Here is an 18473-nt window from a genome sequence, read left to right on the forward strand (position 1 = left end):
GATGGGAATTTTGTAACGCATAACACAGTTTTATAAAAGTAGGGAATAAAAATGATAATATTGGATTGAGATAATATATTAACGTTTTGAGTTAAAGTGTTTTAACATTGTTTTAGAACTTTGAATAACAAACAAAGAAAGACTTGAAAAAGTCTTATTTACGAACTTAAAAATTAAGATTATGTTACGTTACACAGTTGTCTTTATTATTCTTGCTATAATAGCCGGAATTTTTGGTTTTGGAGGAATTGCCGCCGGAGCCGCCGGAATTGCCAAAGTTTTATTCTTCATATTTTTAGTGTTATTTATTATTTCATTAGTAACAGGAAGAACAAAAGTTTAGCAATAAAATTTTATCAGAAAAAAAGCGAAACCATAAGATGATTTCGCTTTTTTTGTTTCAGGTTTTAGCTGTGGAAACAGTATGTTTAATGGTAACGACTGAAAGAATAATGTTTTCGGGTAATAAAAGCAATTGGAATTCCGATACAAAATATCAGGATTATAACAGACAGAAACAAAGGGAAGTCTAAATGCTTTTCCGGCAAGACCGGAAACACAATAGGTAACACCACCAAATTCATAATAATCCAGACAAAAATTCCATAAAAAATCCCGGACAATACTGTATTCTTTTTGAGAAATGAGAAATACGGATAAATTGTAAAATAGAACCAGGCAAAGGCAAGAGCAATGAAATAATGTAACAACAAGCCATACAAAGCCATTTGCGAACCGTCGGAATATGCATCTTTTTTGAATACTCCGGAAGCTATCGATTGCAGAATTTTAATAGCTGTGGTTTTTTGCAATATAATGGTGTACACAATAATAGCAGCAAGGATATCCAAAGTTCCTGCAATTAAACCAGATAAAAAGATAGTTCCACTTTTTGATTTCATATATAGGTTTTTGGTTGGTTTTGGAAAGTTTTAATTTTATACTTTTTTCAGCACTTTGTAAATTTCATTCAATTGATGTGTATGACGCTGCGCATGGACGAGCGCGAAGAAAATGAATTCTAAAATGGTAAATTTTTCAAATCCCGGAAGCTGAAAATCAAGACAGGTTAATGTTAAATCATGAATTTCAGATAAGGTCAATAAATCAGATTCTTTTTCAAGCAGCTTTATTGTTTGCTCTTCTTTATTGTAGTCTTTTAGTTCGGGTTTTAGAAAATCCGGAGCGTTCATTTTTGTGTTGAAGTTCAAAAAAAGTTCTTCAAGATCTTTAACATACAAATCAGGTCTTCGGGGCGTTCCTTCGGTATGACCTGCAAATAGTGCAGCAAATCCTGAAGATGCCATAATAATATGTTGCGTGGTCTGGCCGGCCGTCCAGCTTCCTTCGAAAGGAACTGTATTTAGTTCGCTTTGAGTAAACTTAGAATGGATTTCACTTAATTTTTTGAATGTTTCAATAATGTTGGTTTGAAGCAGTTTTTTCATATTTTTGATTTAAATTGTAAATTCATCTACTGATGTTATCCACCAGACATTCCCAAAAGGATCTGTTACACCGCAAGTGCGGCCGTATTCCTGATCACTTAATCCCATAAGTTCAATCGCACCTTCTTCTAGTGCTTTTTTGAAAGTTTCATCGGCATTTGGCACATAAATAAATAAGTTTGCCGTTTGCGGTTTCCAGTCAATACTTGCATCAGCTAACATAATTGTACTTCCGTGAATGGTAATTTCTGCGTGCAATGCGGTTCCGTCCTCACGCAAAGCCGGAGCATGTAATACAGTCGCATTGAAAACATTTTTTGTAAAGTCGATAAACTGTAAGGCTCCATTTAAAATTAAATAAGGCATTACGGTTTGATGATTTTTGGGAATATTCATTTTTTGTGATTTGATGATTAGTAGTAACCCAAATTTACAATTTTAATTTAAATATTTAAAAATCAAATGATTGTGTTTTTTATCTGTTAAATGTAAAATTTAGAAAAAATTTAAACATATAGAAATATAGATTTTATTTTAAGAGAAGTGTACAAAAAGAAACTGGTTTCTAATTCATAGCTAATGAGTCTTTAAACAAGTGCAACGCCTTTTTTAAGATTCCTAAAAGCTATGTCTCTATGTGTTAAAATAAATATTATATTTTTATCACAAAAGCTCTTCGCAATGATAACCGTATGAATTAAGAAGCTCAATGATTTTTTTTTCTGAAATGGAAGCGCCGTGAATTCGCAGGATTTTATCACAATCTTCCAAATCAAAATTGATAGCACTGCTTGGAAAATGCGCAAGAAGTTTCGCTACAATCTGAATCGATTGCTCAACTTCCTGAACATTTGTTTTGAAAACTGCTATCATCACTTTAAAGTTTATAACGCAATATTTTTATAACGTTCTATTTTATGGTAATAGTGATAGGATATGGCTAGAATCACTAAAAATAATAATGGAAAGAAAGACTGAAAATCCACTCCGTCAACGGCAAAATGACTTATCGAAGCGAATATAAAATCGAAACCAAATCCGGCATAAGCCCATTCTTTTACGTTTTTTGGAATTTGTGGAATCACTAATACCAAAACCCCTAAAATCTTAAAAACAACCAGGGCATTCCCAAAATATTCTGGATAACCCAAATGTCTGATTCCTTCTTTTGCCATTTCAGATTGTGAAGTTAATGCTGGCATAACACCTTCGAATAAGAAAATAATAATTGTAGTAATCCAGAAAATAATCTTTGCTTTTTTCATATGGTTTTTGTTTTAAATAGTTATTGGTTAATTACTTATGTACAAATCTACTAATGTTATTTTTCTTACGGAATAGTTATTTACGACTATTTAGGGGGCATTTGGGACAGATTGAAAGGATTTTAGATTTTAGAGTGTTGATTTTAGATTTTAGAAAGGGGAGAGAATGGAGGCAAGAAGCAAGAGGCAAGAGAGTGGAATATAGAAAATAGAGAATAGAAAATAGATGAAAGAAGCAAGAAGCAAGAAAAAAAATCTGCGAGATACTTTATCCACAAAGTATCCGCGATATTTGTCATCCCAAGGGACGAGGGATCCCCGCAAGAAACTCCACAATCAAAATCGTCAATCTTTGTCGAGGTACTAGTGTGATTTGCTTCGCCTGTTCGTTTTCGCTCAGGTCTCCTTCGTCAGAAATGACAAAAAAACGATGATATTAAACTTTTTTAATAAAGTAACCACATCGTTTGTCATCCCGAGGGACGAGGGATCCCCGCAAGAAACTCCACAATCAAAATCGCCAATCTTTGTCGAGGTACTAGTGTGATTCGCTTCGCCTGTTCGCTTTCGCTCAGGTCTCCTTCGTCAGAAATAAAAAAAAACGATGATATTAAACTTTTTTAACAAAGTAACCACATCGTTTGTCATCCCGAGGGACGAGGGATCCCCGCAAGGAGCTCCATAATCAAAATCGCCAATCTTTGTCGGGGTACTAGTGTGCCCCTTCGTTCCTCAGGGTGACAAAAATGAGCACAAACATTCTAATGCAATTTAGTTTGTCAGACTGAGCGAAGTCGAAGTCACTTTGGTTACATACATTACGAAGGACTTCGACTTCGCTCAGTCTGACAATAAAATAAAATGATTCGCGACAGTCCGTATTTTCGCTTGCGAATCCGTGTCATCCGCGTGCCATATCACACAATCCAAAAAAACTTCGTGCCTTAGCGCCTTCATGGCAAACAAAAAAAACGCTGCAAAACCTAAGTCTCACAGCGTCATCTCAAATAAATAATTAAAACGGGTATTATCTCCAACCACCGCCCAATGCACGATATAACTCGGTATTGGCAGAAAGTTGTGCTCTTTTTATGTCAGCTAATTCCAATTCGCTTTGCAATAAGGTTGCTTGTGCAGTTAGAACTTCCAGATATTCTGCCATTCCGTTTTTGAATAACAAATTGGCATTTTTAATCGCTTGTTGTAATGTTTTTACACGCTCTTGCAGGAAAGCTTCCTGTTGTTGTAATTTTTCAACAGCAACCAAAGCATCAGAAACTTCACTAACGGCTATTAAAACAGATTGTCTGAAATTAATCACGGCTTTTTCTCTTTCAACAACAGCGATATTATATTGTGTTCTTACTCTTTTATTGTTTAATAAAGGTTGTGTCAAACCTCCTGCAACCGTTCCGAATAAGGAAGCCGGAATATTGAACCAATTGCTGGCTTCGAATGAATTGACACCACCTTGCGCTGTAATTCTCAAGGCAGGATAGAAATCGGCTTTTGTGATGCCGACATTGGCGTTGGCAATTTTCAAATCTAATTCGGCAGCTTTTACATCTGGTCTTCTGCTTACTAGTGAAGATGGAATTCCAACAGCAGCATTATTTTTTACCGCAATCGAACTCAAACGAATTGTTCTTTCTTTTGAATCCGGAAAAGATCCTGTCAGTACACTCAAAGCGTTTTCCTGAATGGCAATGTTTTGTTCTAATAACGGAATCAATTGCGCTGAGTTTAATTTCTGCGCTTCCGATTGTTGAATAGCCAATGAAGTAACTTGTCCTGCATCGTATTTCAATTTGATGATACTCGTTGTACTATCATTCAGCTTTAGGGTTTGTTTGGCGATTTCCAATTGTGCATCCAACATCAAAAGATTGTAATATCCTCTTGAAACATCAGCAACAATAGTAGTTTGCAACGCTTTTTTTACCTCTTCAGATTGAAGATATTCAGCAAAAGCTCCTTTTTTCTGATTTTTGATTTTACCCCAAATATCAGCTTCCCAAGAAAGTGTTGCTCCGGCTGTGAAGTCATTAATGTGATTTTGACCCAAAGCCTGACCCAAATTTTTCCCCGTAAAACTATTATCTGACGGATTGTTGCTGCTTGCAGTCACACCCAAATTCACCTGAGGAACATTATTCCATTTTGATTGGGTGAATCGGTATTGCGCAATTTCGATGTTTTTAGTAGCGATTTGTAAATCGTTATTTCGAGCTACCGCACTATCAATCAATTTGATAATATCTTTCTCTGTAAAGAAGTTTTTCCACTCCAAATCGGCTATACTCGCAGTATCTTTTGAAACCGATGCATTCCTGAAATTTTCAGGAAGTGCATCTTTTGGAGTTTCAATATCCTTCGAAACAGAACAGGATATCAATGTGGTGATCAAAATAGCGACCATCACGATTTTGGTTATATATTTTTTCATTAGTCTTATTATTAAATTTCTTTACCCGTATTGAAGGGTGTAATTATTTTTAACACATAGAAGCATAGTTTTTGAAGATTAAAAAAAGGCGCTTCACTAATTTAAATGCACATAGTTAAGCTATGTGTGGAAACTTGTTTCTTTTGATCCCTTTTTTGATACAAAAGCCCATGTTTCTATGTGTTAAAGTGTTTTTTTTTAATTTCACCCGACGGGTTAAATTTCTGTACAAGTATCTTTTTTAGTTTCAAGATCTCTTGAGATTCGGTACGATATGTATCCTATGCCAAATATGATGGCCACCAGAATTGTCGTTATATAATTTTCCATATTTATTTTTCTTCTTCGTTATGAACTACTGCTACCGGTTTTCCGGTTACTTTTTCTTGTAAATGTTGGAATACGATGAATAAAACCGGGATGATCAACAACCCAAGAATTACTCCCGAAACCATACCTCCTGCGGCACCAATACTAATTGAGTGGTTACCTTGTGCCGATGGCCCTTTGGCACTCATCATCGGAATTAATCCTACTACGAAAGCCAGTGATGTCATGATAATTGGACGTAAACGTAATTTGGCTGCATCAATAGAAGCTTGTACCAGTGCCTGTCCTGATTTTCGTTTCTGGACGGCGAACTCGACAATCAAAATCGCGTTCTTGGCGAGCAATCCAATTAACATTACTAATGCAACTTGTACATAAATGTTGTTTTCAATTCCTGTTAAACCAATCGCTACGAATACTCCAAAAATTCCTGCAGGTATAGATAAGATTACTGCTAAAGGCAAGATGTAACTTTCGTACTGTGCGGCAAGTAAGAAATAGACGAATATCAAACACAGTAAGAAAATCGTTGCCGATTGACCTCCGGAAGAAATTTCTTCACGGGTTTGTCCTGACCATTCATAACTATAACCTGCAGGTAATTGTTGAGCTGCTACTTCTTCAATTGCTTTAATGGCATCTCCGGAACTAAATCCTGGTTTCGGAATTGCATTAATCGAAATCGAATTAAACAAGTTGTATCTCGAAGCAGTTTCAGAACCATAAATACGGCTTAGTTTTACTAAAGTATTTATCGGAACCATTTCGCCATTTTTGTTTTTCACAAAAACTCTGTCAATTGCTGACGGATCTGCTCTGTCGGCAATATCGGCCTGAACTACAACTCTGTAATATTTACCAAATCTATTGAAGTCAGAGGCTTGTGCGCTACCAAAATAAGCCTGCATTGTTTGAAGGATATCTTTTACTTTAACACCTAACTGATCTGCTTTTTCATCGTTGATATCCAATTGTAATTGAGGATAATCGGCTTTGAAAGAGGTAAAGGCTACAGCAATTTCAGGGCGTTTCATCAATTCTCCAATAAAGGTTTGAGAGATTCCACTGAATTTATCCAGTTTACCACCGGTTTTATCCTGAAGTACTAAATCTAATGCCTCAACGTTACTAAATCCGGGAACAGTTGGGAAACTAAATACGAAGAAACTTCCGCCTGAAATCGCGCCCAATTGGCCACGAACCTGATTCATGATTTCGTCAATATTTTTAACCTCGCCACGTTCTTCATTTGGTTTAAGCAATACGAAAACTACTGCTGATGATGGGCTTGTAGAATTTGTCAATAAGTTGAAACCTGAAATAGCTGTTACAAATCGTGATGCATCCAATTTTTTTAAAGTGTTTTCTGCTTCTGTCATTACTTTCTGAGTTCCGTCTAAAGAGGTTCCAGAAGGTGTATTAACAGCGATGGCAATAAATCCTTGATCTTCTGTTGGAATAAATCCAGCAGGAGTAGTTTTCACCATTACAATCGTAGCGAAAGCAATTAAAGCCAATCCACCTAAACTAACCCATTTGTTACGAATTAAGAATTTTAATCCGCCGACATAACGATTAGTCAATGCTTCAAAACTATTGTTGAATCCTGTAAAGAATTTTTCTTTAAATCCTTGTTTTTTGTATAGAGCATCTCCTTCATGTGCAGCATGATTATCTTTTAAGAATAAAGCGGCAAGGGCAGGAGATAATGTCAAAGCGTTTACGGCTGAAATTACAATTGCAATCGCCATCGTAAAAGCAAACTGACGATAGAAAACCCCTGTTGAACCTTCCATAAAACCGACCGGAAGGAATACAGCAGCCATTACCAGCGTAATCGAGATAATAGCACCCGTTATTTCGTGCATTGCTTCATGTGTGGCTACTTTTGGAGACAGATGTTTGTGCTCCATTTTCGCATGCACGGCTTCGACGACGACAATCGCATCATCCACCACAATACCAATCGCCAGAATTAAAGCGAAAAGCGTTAAAAGGTTGATCGAAAATCCGAATAACTGCATGAAGAAGAACGTTCCTAAAATTGCTACAGGTACAGCAATGGCCGGAATTAATGTTGATCTGAAATCCTGCAAGAAGATGAAAACAACTATAAATACCAGTATAAAAGCTTCAATCAAAGTGTGTTCAACCTGTTCGATTGATTGGTCAAGAGATACTTTTGTACTGTAGAAAATATTGTGTTTTATTCCTTGTGGGAAATCTTTTGAGGCTTTCACCATCAATTTATTAATCGCAATCTGAATTTCATTTGAGTTAGAACCCGCTAACTGAATAACACCAATTACAACTCCTTTTTTACCGTTCAAACGAGTTAAACTGTTATAAGAGTAAGCACCAAGCTCCACTCTGGCAACATCTTTTAAGCGAAGGATAGAACCGTCAGCATTCGAACGAATCGCAATGTTTTGATAATCCTCCGGTTTAGTAAGTTTCCCTTTGTATTTAATTACGTATTCAAAAACTTCTTTACTTCTTTCACCAAATTTACCCGGAGCAGCTTCTAAACTTTTGTCCTGAATAGCTGCCATAACTTCATTTGGCGTAACATTGTAAGTCGACATTTGAGTTGGATTCAGCCAAACTCTCATAGAATAATCTTTAACCCCACCAAAAATACTGGCAGAACCTACACCCGGAATACGTTTAATTTCCGGAATAATATTAATCTGAGCATAATTGGCCACAAAAGTCTGATCGTATTTCGATTCGTCTTCTGTGTACATACCAATCGCCATGATGAAACTGTTTTGTTGTTTCGCGGTAATTACACCTTGCTGAACAACCTCTGCAGGCAACTGACTTGTCGCCTGAGCAACTCTGTTCTGAACGTTAACTGCGGCCTGATCGGCATCTGTACCTAATTTAAAGAAAACAGTAATCGCAAGCGTACCGTCATTACTGGCTGTTGAACTCATGTATGTCATGTTTTCAACACCATTTATAGATTCTTCCAGAGATGGTGCAACCGAACGTAAAACCGTTTCGGCATTCGCTCCCGGATAAACCGCCGTAACCAAAACCGAGGGAGGCGCAATATCAGGAAACTGTTGTAAAGGCAATTTTGTAAGTCCAAGTACACCCAGGATCACCAATAAAATGGAGATTACGGTTGCCAGTACAGGTCTTTGTATAAATATTTTGAACATTGTTGTAAAAATTATTTTTTGTTAATTATTTGAGCAACTTCAGCGGTCGATTTTTGAGGTTGGATCACTTGTCCTTCCTGAAGTTTGTCGATTCCGCTTAAAACAATTTGGTCGCCAGATTTTACACCATTACCAATAAGATAATTGGTTCCGCTTTTACCAATAATCGTGATAGGCATTTTGTTTACCTTATTTCCCTTGTTAAGCGTATAAACAAATACTTTATCCTGCATTTCGATAGTAGCCGATTGTGGTACCAGAATCGCATCGTTATGTTCGATTCCTAAACGGATTTTTCCGGTGTTTCCAGAACGTAACGTTCCGTTTGCATTAGGGAAAGTTGCTCTTAACGTAATTGCACCGGTGTTTTTATCAAATTGACCGTCAACCATATCAATTTTTCCTGATTGAGCATAAGCATTGTTATCAGCCAAAATCAAAGTTACAGGAGGCAAATGTTTGATTTTATCACCCAATGTATTTCCGGCATATTGTGTTTTGAATTTGATGAAATCAGTTTCACCAAGAGAGAAGTAAACAAATACTTCGTGTACATCTGAAAGTTTTGTTAACGGTTCAATATCAGTAGCCGAAACTAAACTTCCTTGTTTTTTAGGCAATCTTCCTATGTAACCACTAACAGGGGCTGTCACATTAGTATATCCTAAATTAATTTTAGCCGATGCTACCATTGCTCTTGCCTGCTCGATATTAGCAGCAGCAATTTTTTGAGAAGCTTTAGCCGTTTTCAATTGATAGTCAGAAACTACTTTGTTTTGTACTAAAGGCGTTAATTTATCAACTTCTAACTGAGCATTTATTAAAGCCGCTTCATAAGCATGAAGGCTTGCCAAAGCATTGTTTAATTGTTCACGGAAAGGACGTTCGTTTATTTTGAATAAAGTCTGACCTTTACTTACATAAGCACCTTCATCTACTAAAACACGGTCAAGGTTTCCGCTTACTTGTGGGCGAATCTCTACGTCTACTGTTCCTTGTATCGAAGCTGGATATTCAGCATCAGTAACAGCATCAGAGTTTTGAATCGCTAAAACTGGCAGGAGTGGAGCTGCCGGAGCAGGAGCCTGCGCTTTATCTGCACAACTACTTAGTACAAGTGCCAGAATAAAACTGGTTATAATTACATTTTTCATTTTCATATTGGTTTTAATTTGTTGGACATTCATTTGAGTTAAAATCTTTTGTATTCTGGCATTCTGGGTATTCATGTTTAATTGAATTAAATTATCTAACGTTGTTAAGTTAAAAGGCGCAAAATTCCATATAGTGAGCATATTCCGATTCTGTAAAAAATCGGTATTAAATTATTTATCACTGTTAAGTAAAATAGTAAAAAAAAAGCTGCTATATTACTTAATTAAATTTTCTAACACTGTTAAGTGAAATGGAAAATTTTTTTATTGTATTGATTTGATGATACCACCAATCGCATCTTTCAGGATTTGATTGTTGATTGTTTCCATTACTTCGCTTTTGTTTATAATGTTAATCGCAATTAAACCGTGAATAACAGAAAAGAAAGTAAAATATTTTTGTTTGATAACTTCAGGGCTCGGATCACTGTTTTTCATAATTTCAGAAATCACCGCAGTGAACAATTTATAAGGTGCTTCTGCAGCCGAACATTGCTGAGAACAACAGTTCATTTGCACACCAAACATTACCTGATACATTTCAGTATCTGTAAAGGCAAAATCCCAATACGCCATCCACATGGCTTCTAATTGGTCTTCAGGTTTATCAAATTTAGCTCTGGCGTTTTGTAACTCTTTCGATAATTTAATAAAACCCTTACCGGTTAATTCCGTTAAAATAGCTTCTTTGTTCGAGAAGTATTCGTAGATAATAGGAGCAGTGTATTCAATTTTGTCAGCAATCTTTCGCATACTCAGACCTTGCCATCCTTCTTCTTTGACGATAGCATAAGCAGCTTCAAGAATGTTATTTCTTGTCTCTTCTTTTTGTCTTAAAATACGATCTTTACTTGCCATTTTGATGAGTATTAAATAATCTAACACTGTTAGGCAAATGTAATACCGATTTTCTGATTATAATATAAATTCGTTATAATTTTTTCTTATCACAATATAGACGCTGAAAAATAAGGCTTTCCCAAGGTTTTTAATTGTAAAATATTTTGTTTTTAATGAAATTAGAATTCTTTTTTAACATTTTTTAAGATTTACTAATTACACAAAACGTCTTCAAAAGTAAAAAGAAGAAATAATTTGATTTAAACCTTATAAATTTTCAGGAGCAGAAGTTTCAATTTTCATAATACCTTTAGTCCCGCTATCCGCTATATTCCCGATTAACAAAAACTACGGCTAAAAAGCCTTGTTTTTCTAAATCGGGAGATACCGCTTCTATCGGGGCTAGGCGAGAGGTTTAATTTTCATAAGACGATAATCAAAAAATGCAAAACCTTACGAGACTGGACTAAAGTCCAGCTCTACAATATTGTCATTCCTCCGGAATTTTAAAATCTATGTGGGCAATCTAAAAGAGCCAGAGGCTCTAGCAATTTTGTAGGGCTGGACTTTAGTCCAGTCTAATTTTCATAAAATGATAAAAAAACAAATGCAAAACCATACGAAACTGGATTAAAGTCCAGCTCTACAATATTGATCATTCCTCTGGAATTTTAAAATCTATGTGGGCAATCTAAAAGAGCCAGAGGCTCTAGCAATTTTGTAGGGCTGGACTTTAGTCCAGTTTAATTTTCATAAGACGATAATCAAAAAATACAAAACCATACGAGACTGGACTAAAGTCCAGCTCTACAATATTGATCATTCCTCCGGAATTTTAAAATCTATGTGGGCAATCTAAAAGAGCCAGAGGCTCTAGCAATTTTGTAGGGCTGGACTTTAGTCCAGTCTAGGTTATGTTTTTTCATGTTTTTTTATCCTGTTATAGAAAATTTTAATTTTCATTTACATTAATTATTTCATTCCCCGAATATTCATTTCTATAGTATAGACACTTTTACTGGCCGTAATAAACAATGTCTTACGTTTTTTTCCTCCAAAACAAACATTGGCTGTCCACGGTTCAGGAACATCAATATAGGCTATTTTTTCTCCCTTTGGATTAAATATGGTAACTCCTTTTCCGGTTAAGTAAATGTTTCCGGCCTCGTCTCTTGTCATTCCATCAGAACCGGATTCAGTAAACAGCTTTTTTTTGCCTAAAGAACCATCGCTGTTGATAGTATAAGAATACGTTTTGTTTGCTCCTATATCCGCTACAAATAACATTTTTCCATCCGGAGTTCCAATAATGCCATTCGGTTTTACCAACTCATTGTCAACGTTGATAATTTTAGATTTATCCGGAGATAAATAGTAAACGCATTCTTTCTCTATTTCTTTGGAAGTATGTTTCCAGTAATCTCTTTTGTAAAAAGGATCTGTAAAATAGATACCGCCTTTTGGATCGACCCAAAGATCATTTGGGCCATTCAGCCTTTTTCCTTCGAAGTTGTTTAGTAATACAGTATAATTTTTGTTTTGGTCTATTTCCCAAATTTCATTTTTTTCATCGGCACAAGCCAAAAGGTTGCCTTCGTGATCAAAATACAAACCGTTAGCTCTTCCTGCATTTTCCATAAAAACAGAAAGCTCACCATTAACCGACCATTTCATGATTCGATTATTAGGCTGATCGGTAAAATAAATATTTCCCTTTTTATCTGCGGCGGGTCCTTCTGTAAAACTGTATTGATCGGATAGTTTTGTGAGAACTGCGCCTTTTGCAATTATGTTATGGTTTTTCTCTTCTGATAGCTGAGCGTGTATAAAATTTGTAAAAGCAAAAGCAATAAAAAATAGAAGATTTGATTTTATTTTAAGTGGGAGGTGGTTCATAATGAAAAGGTTTAAAGGTTGCTTTATCAAAAGCTTCTATCCGGGCTAGTCGAGAGGTTTAGTTTTTATAATTTTCTCAACAGATTTATAATCAAAATCCACTTGTTGGATACTTTTCAGGATTTTGTGAAGTATGAAAAACGGCATTTAGAAAAACAGTTTTAGATAGCTCATCAATAATGAAAAAAGCAATGTATGGGAATTTTTTAAAAGGCAGAAAACGATAAGTAGTGTCGTGAAATTGACAAAATGGATTAATCTGTAAGGCTCTATAAACCTTTTTGTAATCATTAAGAAAGTCCAAAGCTACTTTTTTACTAGCTTTAAAAACATAATATTCAACCGCTTCCTCAATATTTTTTAATGCAATAGGAGAGACAACAATCTTATAACTCATACTTCTTTTTTATATCAGTATAAATTGTTTCAGCATCTTTATATAGATTTTTATCTAAATCAATTTGGCTATCTAAGATTTGTTGTTGTTCAGCAGATAGCTCATAAGGTTTTACATTTGCTATCTCAAATTTTATCTTTAGTGCTTTCATAAAAGCTTTTACAGCTTCAATTTGAGAAGCATCTTCCGTATACGCTGTGATATTAATTGCTTGCATGATTTAAAGTTTACTAAAGTTGATAAACAAAGTTAAGACAAAAGTCTAATTTGCATGTTAAACACTCCAGTTATTTTTGCACAAGAAAAAATTCCGTAGGAATGCACAATATTGTAGAGCTGGACTTCAGTCCAGTTTAGTTCCGACATTAATAATATCACACAGTAAACATGTACCAATTCATAACGAATTTGTACAATTCCCAAATCCTTCTTTGTGAGTATCTTTGTATTATTAGTTTAAATCAAAAGATAAAAAGATGAAAGCAATAGGATTTAAAACCTCATTACCAATAGATAAACAAGATAGTTTCATTGAATTTGAAACACCAAAACCAGTTCCGGGAGCGCATGATTTATTAGTTAAAATTGAAGCCGTTTCTGTGAATCCGGTAGATTTTAAAATTCGCCAGAATAGCGCCAAAGAAACGACTTTAGAAGCACCAAAAATTATAGGATGGGATGCTGTCGGAATTGTAGAAGCAGTTGGTGATCAGGTCAGTTTATTTAAAATGGGAGACGAAGTTTTCTACGCAGGTGATTTGACCAAACAAGGCAGTAATGCCGAATATCAAATTGTTGACGAACGTATTGTGGGTAGAAAACCCAAATCTCTTTCAGCAGAACAAGCTGCAGCAATGCCGCTAACCGGTTTAACAGCCTGGGAAATCTTATTTGACAGAATTCGCATCAATCCGGAAAAAGACAAAGGCAAAAGCATTTTAATCATTGGCGGAGCAGGCGGAGTAGGATCAGTTGCTATTCAATTGGCTAAAAAAGTGGCCGGATTAACCGTAATAGCTACAGCGTCGCGTCCTGAATCTATAGAATGGTGTAAACAACAAGGCGCCGATTTCGTAGTAAATCATAAAAATTTGATTGAAGAAGTTCGCAACGCAGGTTTTCAGCAAGTCGATTTTATTCTGGATTTTGTTGATGTGAATCAATATTGGAACGCATTTGTTGAACTGATAAAACCGCAGGGACATATTGGTTCGATTAGTGATCCGGTCGAAAATGTAAATCTTCGTCAGTTAAAAGGTAAAAGTGCCAGTTTTCATTGGGAATTGATGTTTACACGTTCTATGTTCCAAACAGATGATATGATAGAGCAACATCATATTTTAAATGAATTAGCCAATTTATTAGATAATGGTACGATTCAGTCTACTTTAAAAACGACACTGAACGGTTTAATAGTTTCCAATTTCAAAGAAGCCCACCAGTTACTGGAATCAGGAACTACTATCGGAAAAATTGCAATCAAATTTTAAAGAAAATTATAAAACAAAAAGCAAGCTAATAAAGCTTGTTTTTTGTTTTTAAACGCTATGTAAAAGCATTTTTTGTATTATTACAAAAAAAAGAAAATGAAACTAGCGCCAACTATCACTATTGCAATTCTTGCGTTATTCGCTCAGCAATCTGCACAAGCACAAGAAACAAAAAAAGAAACAACTTCAACTGAACCAAAATATACGATTGAAAATTGCGTCAATCATTTTGAGTTAGACAAAGCCACCAAAACAAAAGTAGGTTATCAATATTGGTTTGGCGATAAAAACTTCACCCAGGAAAACACACTTAAAATGAGTATCGTTGAGCCGGGAAAATCGACACATGCGCCACATCACCACGTCGAAGAAGAATTCTTTTATATCCTCGAAGGCACTGCTCAATTCTATCTTGACGGAAAAACCGTAACCGCCGGTCCAAATACCAGTTTTTATTGCCCATCAAACATGGAGCACGGAATTAGTAATGTTGGAAAAACCGATTTAAAATATTTGGTGATTAAGAAGGATTTGAAATAAGCTGTCATATTTATTTTTATTATTTCACATATTAAAGTAGAATCGACACAATTAAAAGTGTAGAAAGTAATATTTTTACGAAACAACTACTAATTAATCTTTTATCACATTCCAATCTATGTCGCTACTGATTCTGATTGCCAGTATATTGTTGTTATTGATTCTCATTTCGGGCGTAAAGCTTAATGCGTTTATTGCCTTAATTATTGCCGCTTTTTTTGTGGGAATTGCTAAAGAAATGCCTTTTCCCGATTTGATTAATTCCATTCAGCAAGGGATTGGAAGTACACTGGGTTCTCTAATTTTAATTATTGCATTCGGTGTTGTTTTAGGGAATTTGCTTTCAGATAGTGGCGCCGCACAGCGAATCAGCTCAGTAATGATACGGTCATTTGGAGTAAAGCATATCAAATGGGCAATGGTAATCACAGGTTTCTCTGTCGGAATTTCGATGTTCTATAATGCCGGTTTTATTATTTTGATTCCAATGGTTTTTGCCGTGGCTAAAAGTACCAAACAACCTATGATTTATTTGGGTATTGCAATGGCTTCGGCACTTTCCATAACACACGGTTTTCTGCCTCCTCATCCCGGACCAACGGCAATTGCAGTTATTTTTAAGGCTAATATCGGTAAAACATTGCTTTACGGAATTTTGGTAGCGCTTCCTGCACTTTTTGTTGCCGGAATTGTTTTTCCTGAATTCATAAAAAAAATTGAGGCATTTCCTCCGAAAGGTTTATTCGAAAGCAAAACTTTTACAGAAGCCGAGATGCCTTCCTTTCAGATTAGTATTCTGACGGCTTTAGTTCCGGTTTTTTTAATGGCGACGGCTACTTTCAGCGAATTGCTACTACCCGAAGGAAATGATTTGCGCGCTCTTTTGCTTTTTATAGGAAATCCAACGACTTCTATGTTAATTGCAGTACTTTTTGCTGTTTTGTCTCTAGGAATTTTGCGTGGAAGAAAAATGCAGGATATCATGGATAAATCAGGTACAGCTATGAGTTCGGCTACGATGATCATTTTAATCATTGCTGCCGGAGGTGCTTTTAAACAAGTATTGATAGACAGCGGAATGGGAACCGATTTAAGTACATTTTTCGAAAAATCATCACTTTCTCCTTTGTTGTTAGGCTGGCTGATTGCCACTATAATTCGAATTGCTTTAGGATCTGCGACAGTTGCCGGATTAACGGCAGCAGGAATTGTACAGCCTTTAGTAATTGCATCAGGTGTAAGCCCGGAATTAATGGTATTGTCTATTGGGGCGGGAAGTTTAATGTGTTCGCATGTAAACGATACTGGATTTTGGATGTTTAAGGAATATTTTGGCATCAGCGTTTCAGACACTTTTAAAACCTGGACGGTCATGGAAACAATAATAGGAGTGATGGGATTAATAGGCGTATTGGTACTGAATATATGGATCAAATAAAAGACATGGAATCATTTTATATTGGAATCGACATTGGAACAACGGCTACAAAAGCCATTTGTTTTGATATAAACGGAAATGTTATTAAGCAGGTTTCAAATGCTTATCCGATGTATCATCCAAAACCGGATTGGAGTGTGCAAAATCCACAAGAGATTTTACAGACTGTTATAGATTGTATCGGCGAAATTACAAAAGGGATTCAGCCACAGTTTATTAGTTTCAGTTCAGCTATGCAAAGCATTATTGCCATTGATGAAACTGGCAAACCTTTAACTGATGCTATTTTATGGGCCGATAACAGAGCCAATGCCATTGCCGAAAAACTCAAAAATTCTGATAAAGGAAAACTTTTTTATCAAAAAACAGGAATCCCGATTCATCCTTTTTCACCTTTGGCAAAAATTGCCTGGTTCAAAGAATTTGATTCCGTTATTTTTTCTAAAACCTATAAATTCATTAGTATTAAAGAATATGTATGGCATCATCTTACGAATGAATATTGTACAGACACTTCAATGGCTTCCGGAACCGGACTATTAAATATCCATACTTTACAATGGGATACTGAAATTTTGGAGTTTTTAGACCTAAAACCGGAGCAACTATCGACAGTTTGTGAGGTAACACATCAATGCAAAGGAGTGTCAGATGATTTTCTGTATGTAATTGGTGGTGGCGACGGTGCCTTGGCCAATCTGGGAACAGGAGCGATGAATAAAGGTTGTATTGCTCTTACAATTGGTACCAGCGGAGCTGTACGATTACCAATTGACAAACCGTATCTCGACGAGCAAATGCGAACCCAATGTTATCATTTGATGAACGATCAATATCTTACTTTGGGAGCTGTAAATAACGGTGCCATTATTTTGCAATGGGTCAGGGAAACTTTATTGAAAACGGATCAGTCTTTTGAAGCTCTTTTTGAAGAAGCAGAAAAAATCCAAGCCGGTTCTGAAGGATTGCTTTTTGTGCCTTATTTACTGGGTGAAAGAGCACCAATTTGGGATGCAGCCGCACAAGGATCGCTTTTAGGAATGCAGATAACCCACACTCAGGCGCATTTGGTCAGAGCGACTTTAGAAGGCATTTTATATGGATTATTTCAGATAACTGAAATTTTGCTTCCGGATCCTGAAAAAAGAAAACAAACCAAAGTAATGGCCAGCGGTGGATTTGGCAAAAGTGAACTTTGGCTTCAAATGGTTGCCGATATTTTTCAGATAGAAGTAGAAACCTCCCAAACTATTGAAGGTTCTGCCTGGGGCGCTGTCCTCATTGGTATGAAATCGATAGGTAAGGATATCACGTACGAAAACAAAACCGGAAAGACTTTTTACCCTAATACAGCTCATAAAAGTGTTTATGAAGCTGCTTTTACTAAGTTCAAAAAAGTGTATCCGGTACTGAAAGATCTGTTGTGATTTTTTTCAACCTGTAAGTCATGTAAGGAAATTTAAGTTTTTGCGTAAAGGTTAGAAGGTAGAAATATAAGTTTATTTTAATTTCCTTTTCTCTCCGAAGAAATAGCACGCAAAGCCGCAGAATAGCAAATAAAATTACTTCAAAATTTTGCGCCTTCGCGCCTTTGCGAGATTCTATATGTTGCAAAAATCAGTCCTGCACACTAAATTTAGGATCAAAATTCACCATCCACTGCACATTAAATTTGTCAGCAAACATTCCGAAGTAGGAACCCGTTGGCGTATCGGTCAATGGCATTTCAATTTTCCCGCCTTCCGAAAGTCCGTTGTATAATTTATCGGCTTCTGCTTTGCTTTCTGCAATGATGGCAACAGTATATCTGTTGTCGTTTTCCGTTACTTCTCCCATCATTTTCATGGCGTCGCTGCCCATTAAGACATTACTTTTTCCGATAGGCAAAGCAATGTGCATGATGCTGTTTAAATCATCTTCCGCTATTGGATATTCAACGCTCGAAATATCTTTGTAACGCGAAATATTAGCGAACTCTCCGCCAAAAACCGATTTATAAAACGTAAAAGCTTCTTCGGCATTTCCGTTAAAGTGTATATAAGGATTAATAGTTGCCATG

General features: G+C 36.0%; 18 protein-coding genes. 5 read left to right on the forward strand and 13 right to left on the reverse strand.

The features are described 5' to 3' along the window. Nucleotides 1–181: 181 nt before the first annotated feature. The gene (locus J2X17_RS04030) at nucleotides 182–343 is read left to right on the forward strand and encodes a DUF1328 family protein (RefSeq protein ID WP_310294923.1); all 162 of its coding nucleotides are present in this window, start codon (nucleotides 182–184) and stop codon (nucleotides 341–343) included. 85 nt (nucleotides 344–428) lie between these two features. On the opposite strand, the gene J2X17_RS04035 is transcribed toward J2X17_RS04030, so the two are convergent. From J2X17_RS04035 to J2X17_RS04090, 12 genes are all read right to left on the reverse strand, one after another. Further along, nucleotides 429–902, reverse strand: a complete 474-nt coding sequence (locus J2X17_RS04035; protein ID WP_310294924.1) for a DUF1440 domain-containing protein — start codon at nucleotides 900–902, stop codon at nucleotides 429–431. Between the two features lie 36 nt (nucleotides 903–938). Beyond that, the gene (locus J2X17_RS04040; protein ID WP_310294925.1) at nucleotides 939–1448 is read right to left on the reverse strand and encodes a DinB family protein; all 510 of its coding nucleotides are present in this window, start codon (nucleotides 1446–1448) and stop codon (nucleotides 939–941) included. Between the two features lie 9 nt (nucleotides 1449–1457). After that, on the reverse strand, nucleotides 1458–1844 hold the full coding sequence (locus J2X17_RS04045) for a VOC family protein (RefSeq protein WP_310294926.1): 387 nt from the start codon (nucleotides 1842–1844) through the stop codon (nucleotides 1458–1460). 267 nt (nucleotides 1845–2111) lie between these two features. Next, nucleotides 2112–2321, reverse strand: coding sequence for a hypothetical protein (locus J2X17_RS04050; protein ID WP_310294928.1), 210 nt, complete (start codon nucleotides 2319–2321; stop codon nucleotides 2112–2114). A gap of 11 nt (nucleotides 2322–2332) precedes the next feature. Beyond that, nucleotides 2333–2713, reverse strand: a complete 381-nt coding sequence (locus tag J2X17_RS04055) for a DoxX family protein (RefSeq protein WP_310294929.1) — start codon at nucleotides 2711–2713, stop codon at nucleotides 2333–2335. A gap of 1027 nt (nucleotides 2714–3740) precedes the next feature. Further along, nucleotides 3741–5159: a TolC family protein gene (locus J2X17_RS04060; protein ID WP_310294931.1), complete on the reverse strand. Its 1419-nt coding sequence runs from the start codon at nucleotides 5157–5159 to the stop codon at nucleotides 3741–3743. A 332-nt stretch (nucleotides 5160–5491) separates the two neighbouring features. After that, a complete protein-coding gene (locus tag J2X17_RS04065) occupies nucleotides 5492–8659 on the reverse strand; it encodes an efflux RND transporter permease subunit (RefSeq protein WP_310294933.1) in 3168 nt (1055 codons plus the stop codon). An 11-nt stretch (nucleotides 8660–8670) separates the two neighbouring features. Then, nucleotides 8671–9888, reverse strand: coding sequence for an efflux RND transporter periplasmic adaptor subunit (locus tag J2X17_RS04070; protein WP_310294934.1), 1218 nt, complete (start codon nucleotides 9886–9888; stop codon nucleotides 8671–8673). A 189-nt stretch (nucleotides 9889–10077) separates the two neighbouring features. After that, nucleotides 10078–10671, reverse strand: a complete 594-nt coding sequence (locus J2X17_RS04075; protein WP_310294935.1) for a TetR/AcrR family transcriptional regulator — start codon at nucleotides 10669–10671, stop codon at nucleotides 10078–10080. Between the two features lie 954 nt (nucleotides 10672–11625). Then, nucleotides 11626–12549, reverse strand: a complete 924-nt coding sequence (locus J2X17_RS04080) for an SMP-30/gluconolactonase/LRE family protein (protein WP_310294936.1) — start codon at nucleotides 12547–12549, stop codon at nucleotides 11626–11628. Between the two features lie 91 nt (nucleotides 12550–12640). After that, the gene (locus J2X17_RS04085) at nucleotides 12641–12946 is read right to left on the reverse strand and encodes a type II toxin-antitoxin system RelE/ParE family toxin (protein WP_310294938.1); all 306 of its coding nucleotides are present in this window, start codon (nucleotides 12944–12946) and stop codon (nucleotides 12641–12643) included. Then, nucleotides 12936–13163 carry a DUF2683 family protein gene (locus J2X17_RS04090; RefSeq protein ID WP_310294940.1) on the reverse strand — a complete coding sequence of 76 codons (228 nt, stop codon included), beginning with the start codon at nucleotides 13161–13163 and terminating at the stop codon, nucleotides 12936–12938. Before J2X17_RS04090 ends, J2X17_RS04085 begins: the two co-directional genes overlap by 11 nt. A 259-nt stretch (nucleotides 13164–13422) precedes the next feature. Between J2X17_RS04090 and J2X17_RS04095 the strand changes: the two genes are divergently transcribed. The 4 genes from J2X17_RS04095 (at nucleotide 13423) to J2X17_RS04110 (ending at nucleotide 17841) form a co-directional block, all read left to right on the forward strand. Next, nucleotides 13423–14436 carry a zinc-binding alcohol dehydrogenase family protein gene (locus J2X17_RS04095; RefSeq protein ID WP_310294942.1) on the forward strand — a complete coding sequence of 338 codons (1014 nt, stop codon included), beginning with the start codon at nucleotides 13423–13425 and terminating at the stop codon, nucleotides 14434–14436. A gap of 96 nt (nucleotides 14437–14532) precedes the next feature. Further along, nucleotides 14533–14976 (forward strand): cupin domain-containing protein, encoded by a 444-nt coding sequence (locus J2X17_RS04100; protein ID WP_310294943.1) that lies wholly within the window; start codon nucleotides 14533–14535, stop codon nucleotides 14974–14976. A gap of 118 nt (nucleotides 14977–15094) precedes the next feature. Then, nucleotides 15095–16414, forward strand: coding sequence for a gluconate:H+ symporter (locus J2X17_RS04105; RefSeq protein ID WP_310294946.1), 1320 nt, complete (start codon nucleotides 15095–15097; stop codon nucleotides 16412–16414). After that, nucleotides 16402–17841 carry a gluconokinase gene (locus tag J2X17_RS04110; RefSeq protein ID WP_310294947.1) on the forward strand — a complete coding sequence of 480 codons (1440 nt, stop codon included), beginning with the start codon at nucleotides 16402–16404 and terminating at the stop codon, nucleotides 17839–17841. The genes J2X17_RS04105 and J2X17_RS04110 overlap by 13 nt, the downstream gene beginning before the upstream one ends. A gap of 190 nt (nucleotides 17842–18031) precedes the next feature. Here J2X17_RS04110 and J2X17_RS04115 read toward each other — a convergent pair whose 3' ends face one another. Next, nucleotides 18032–18472, reverse strand: coding sequence for a VOC family protein (locus J2X17_RS04115; RefSeq protein ID WP_310294948.1), 441 nt, complete (start codon nucleotides 18470–18472; stop codon nucleotides 18032–18034). Between the last annotated feature and the right edge of the window lies 1 nt (nucleotide 18473).

It is taken from the genome of Flavobacterium aquidurense (assembly GCF_031458035.1).
GTDB lineage: Bacteria > Bacteroidota > Bacteroidia > Flavobacteriales > Flavobacteriaceae > Flavobacterium > Flavobacterium aquidurense_C.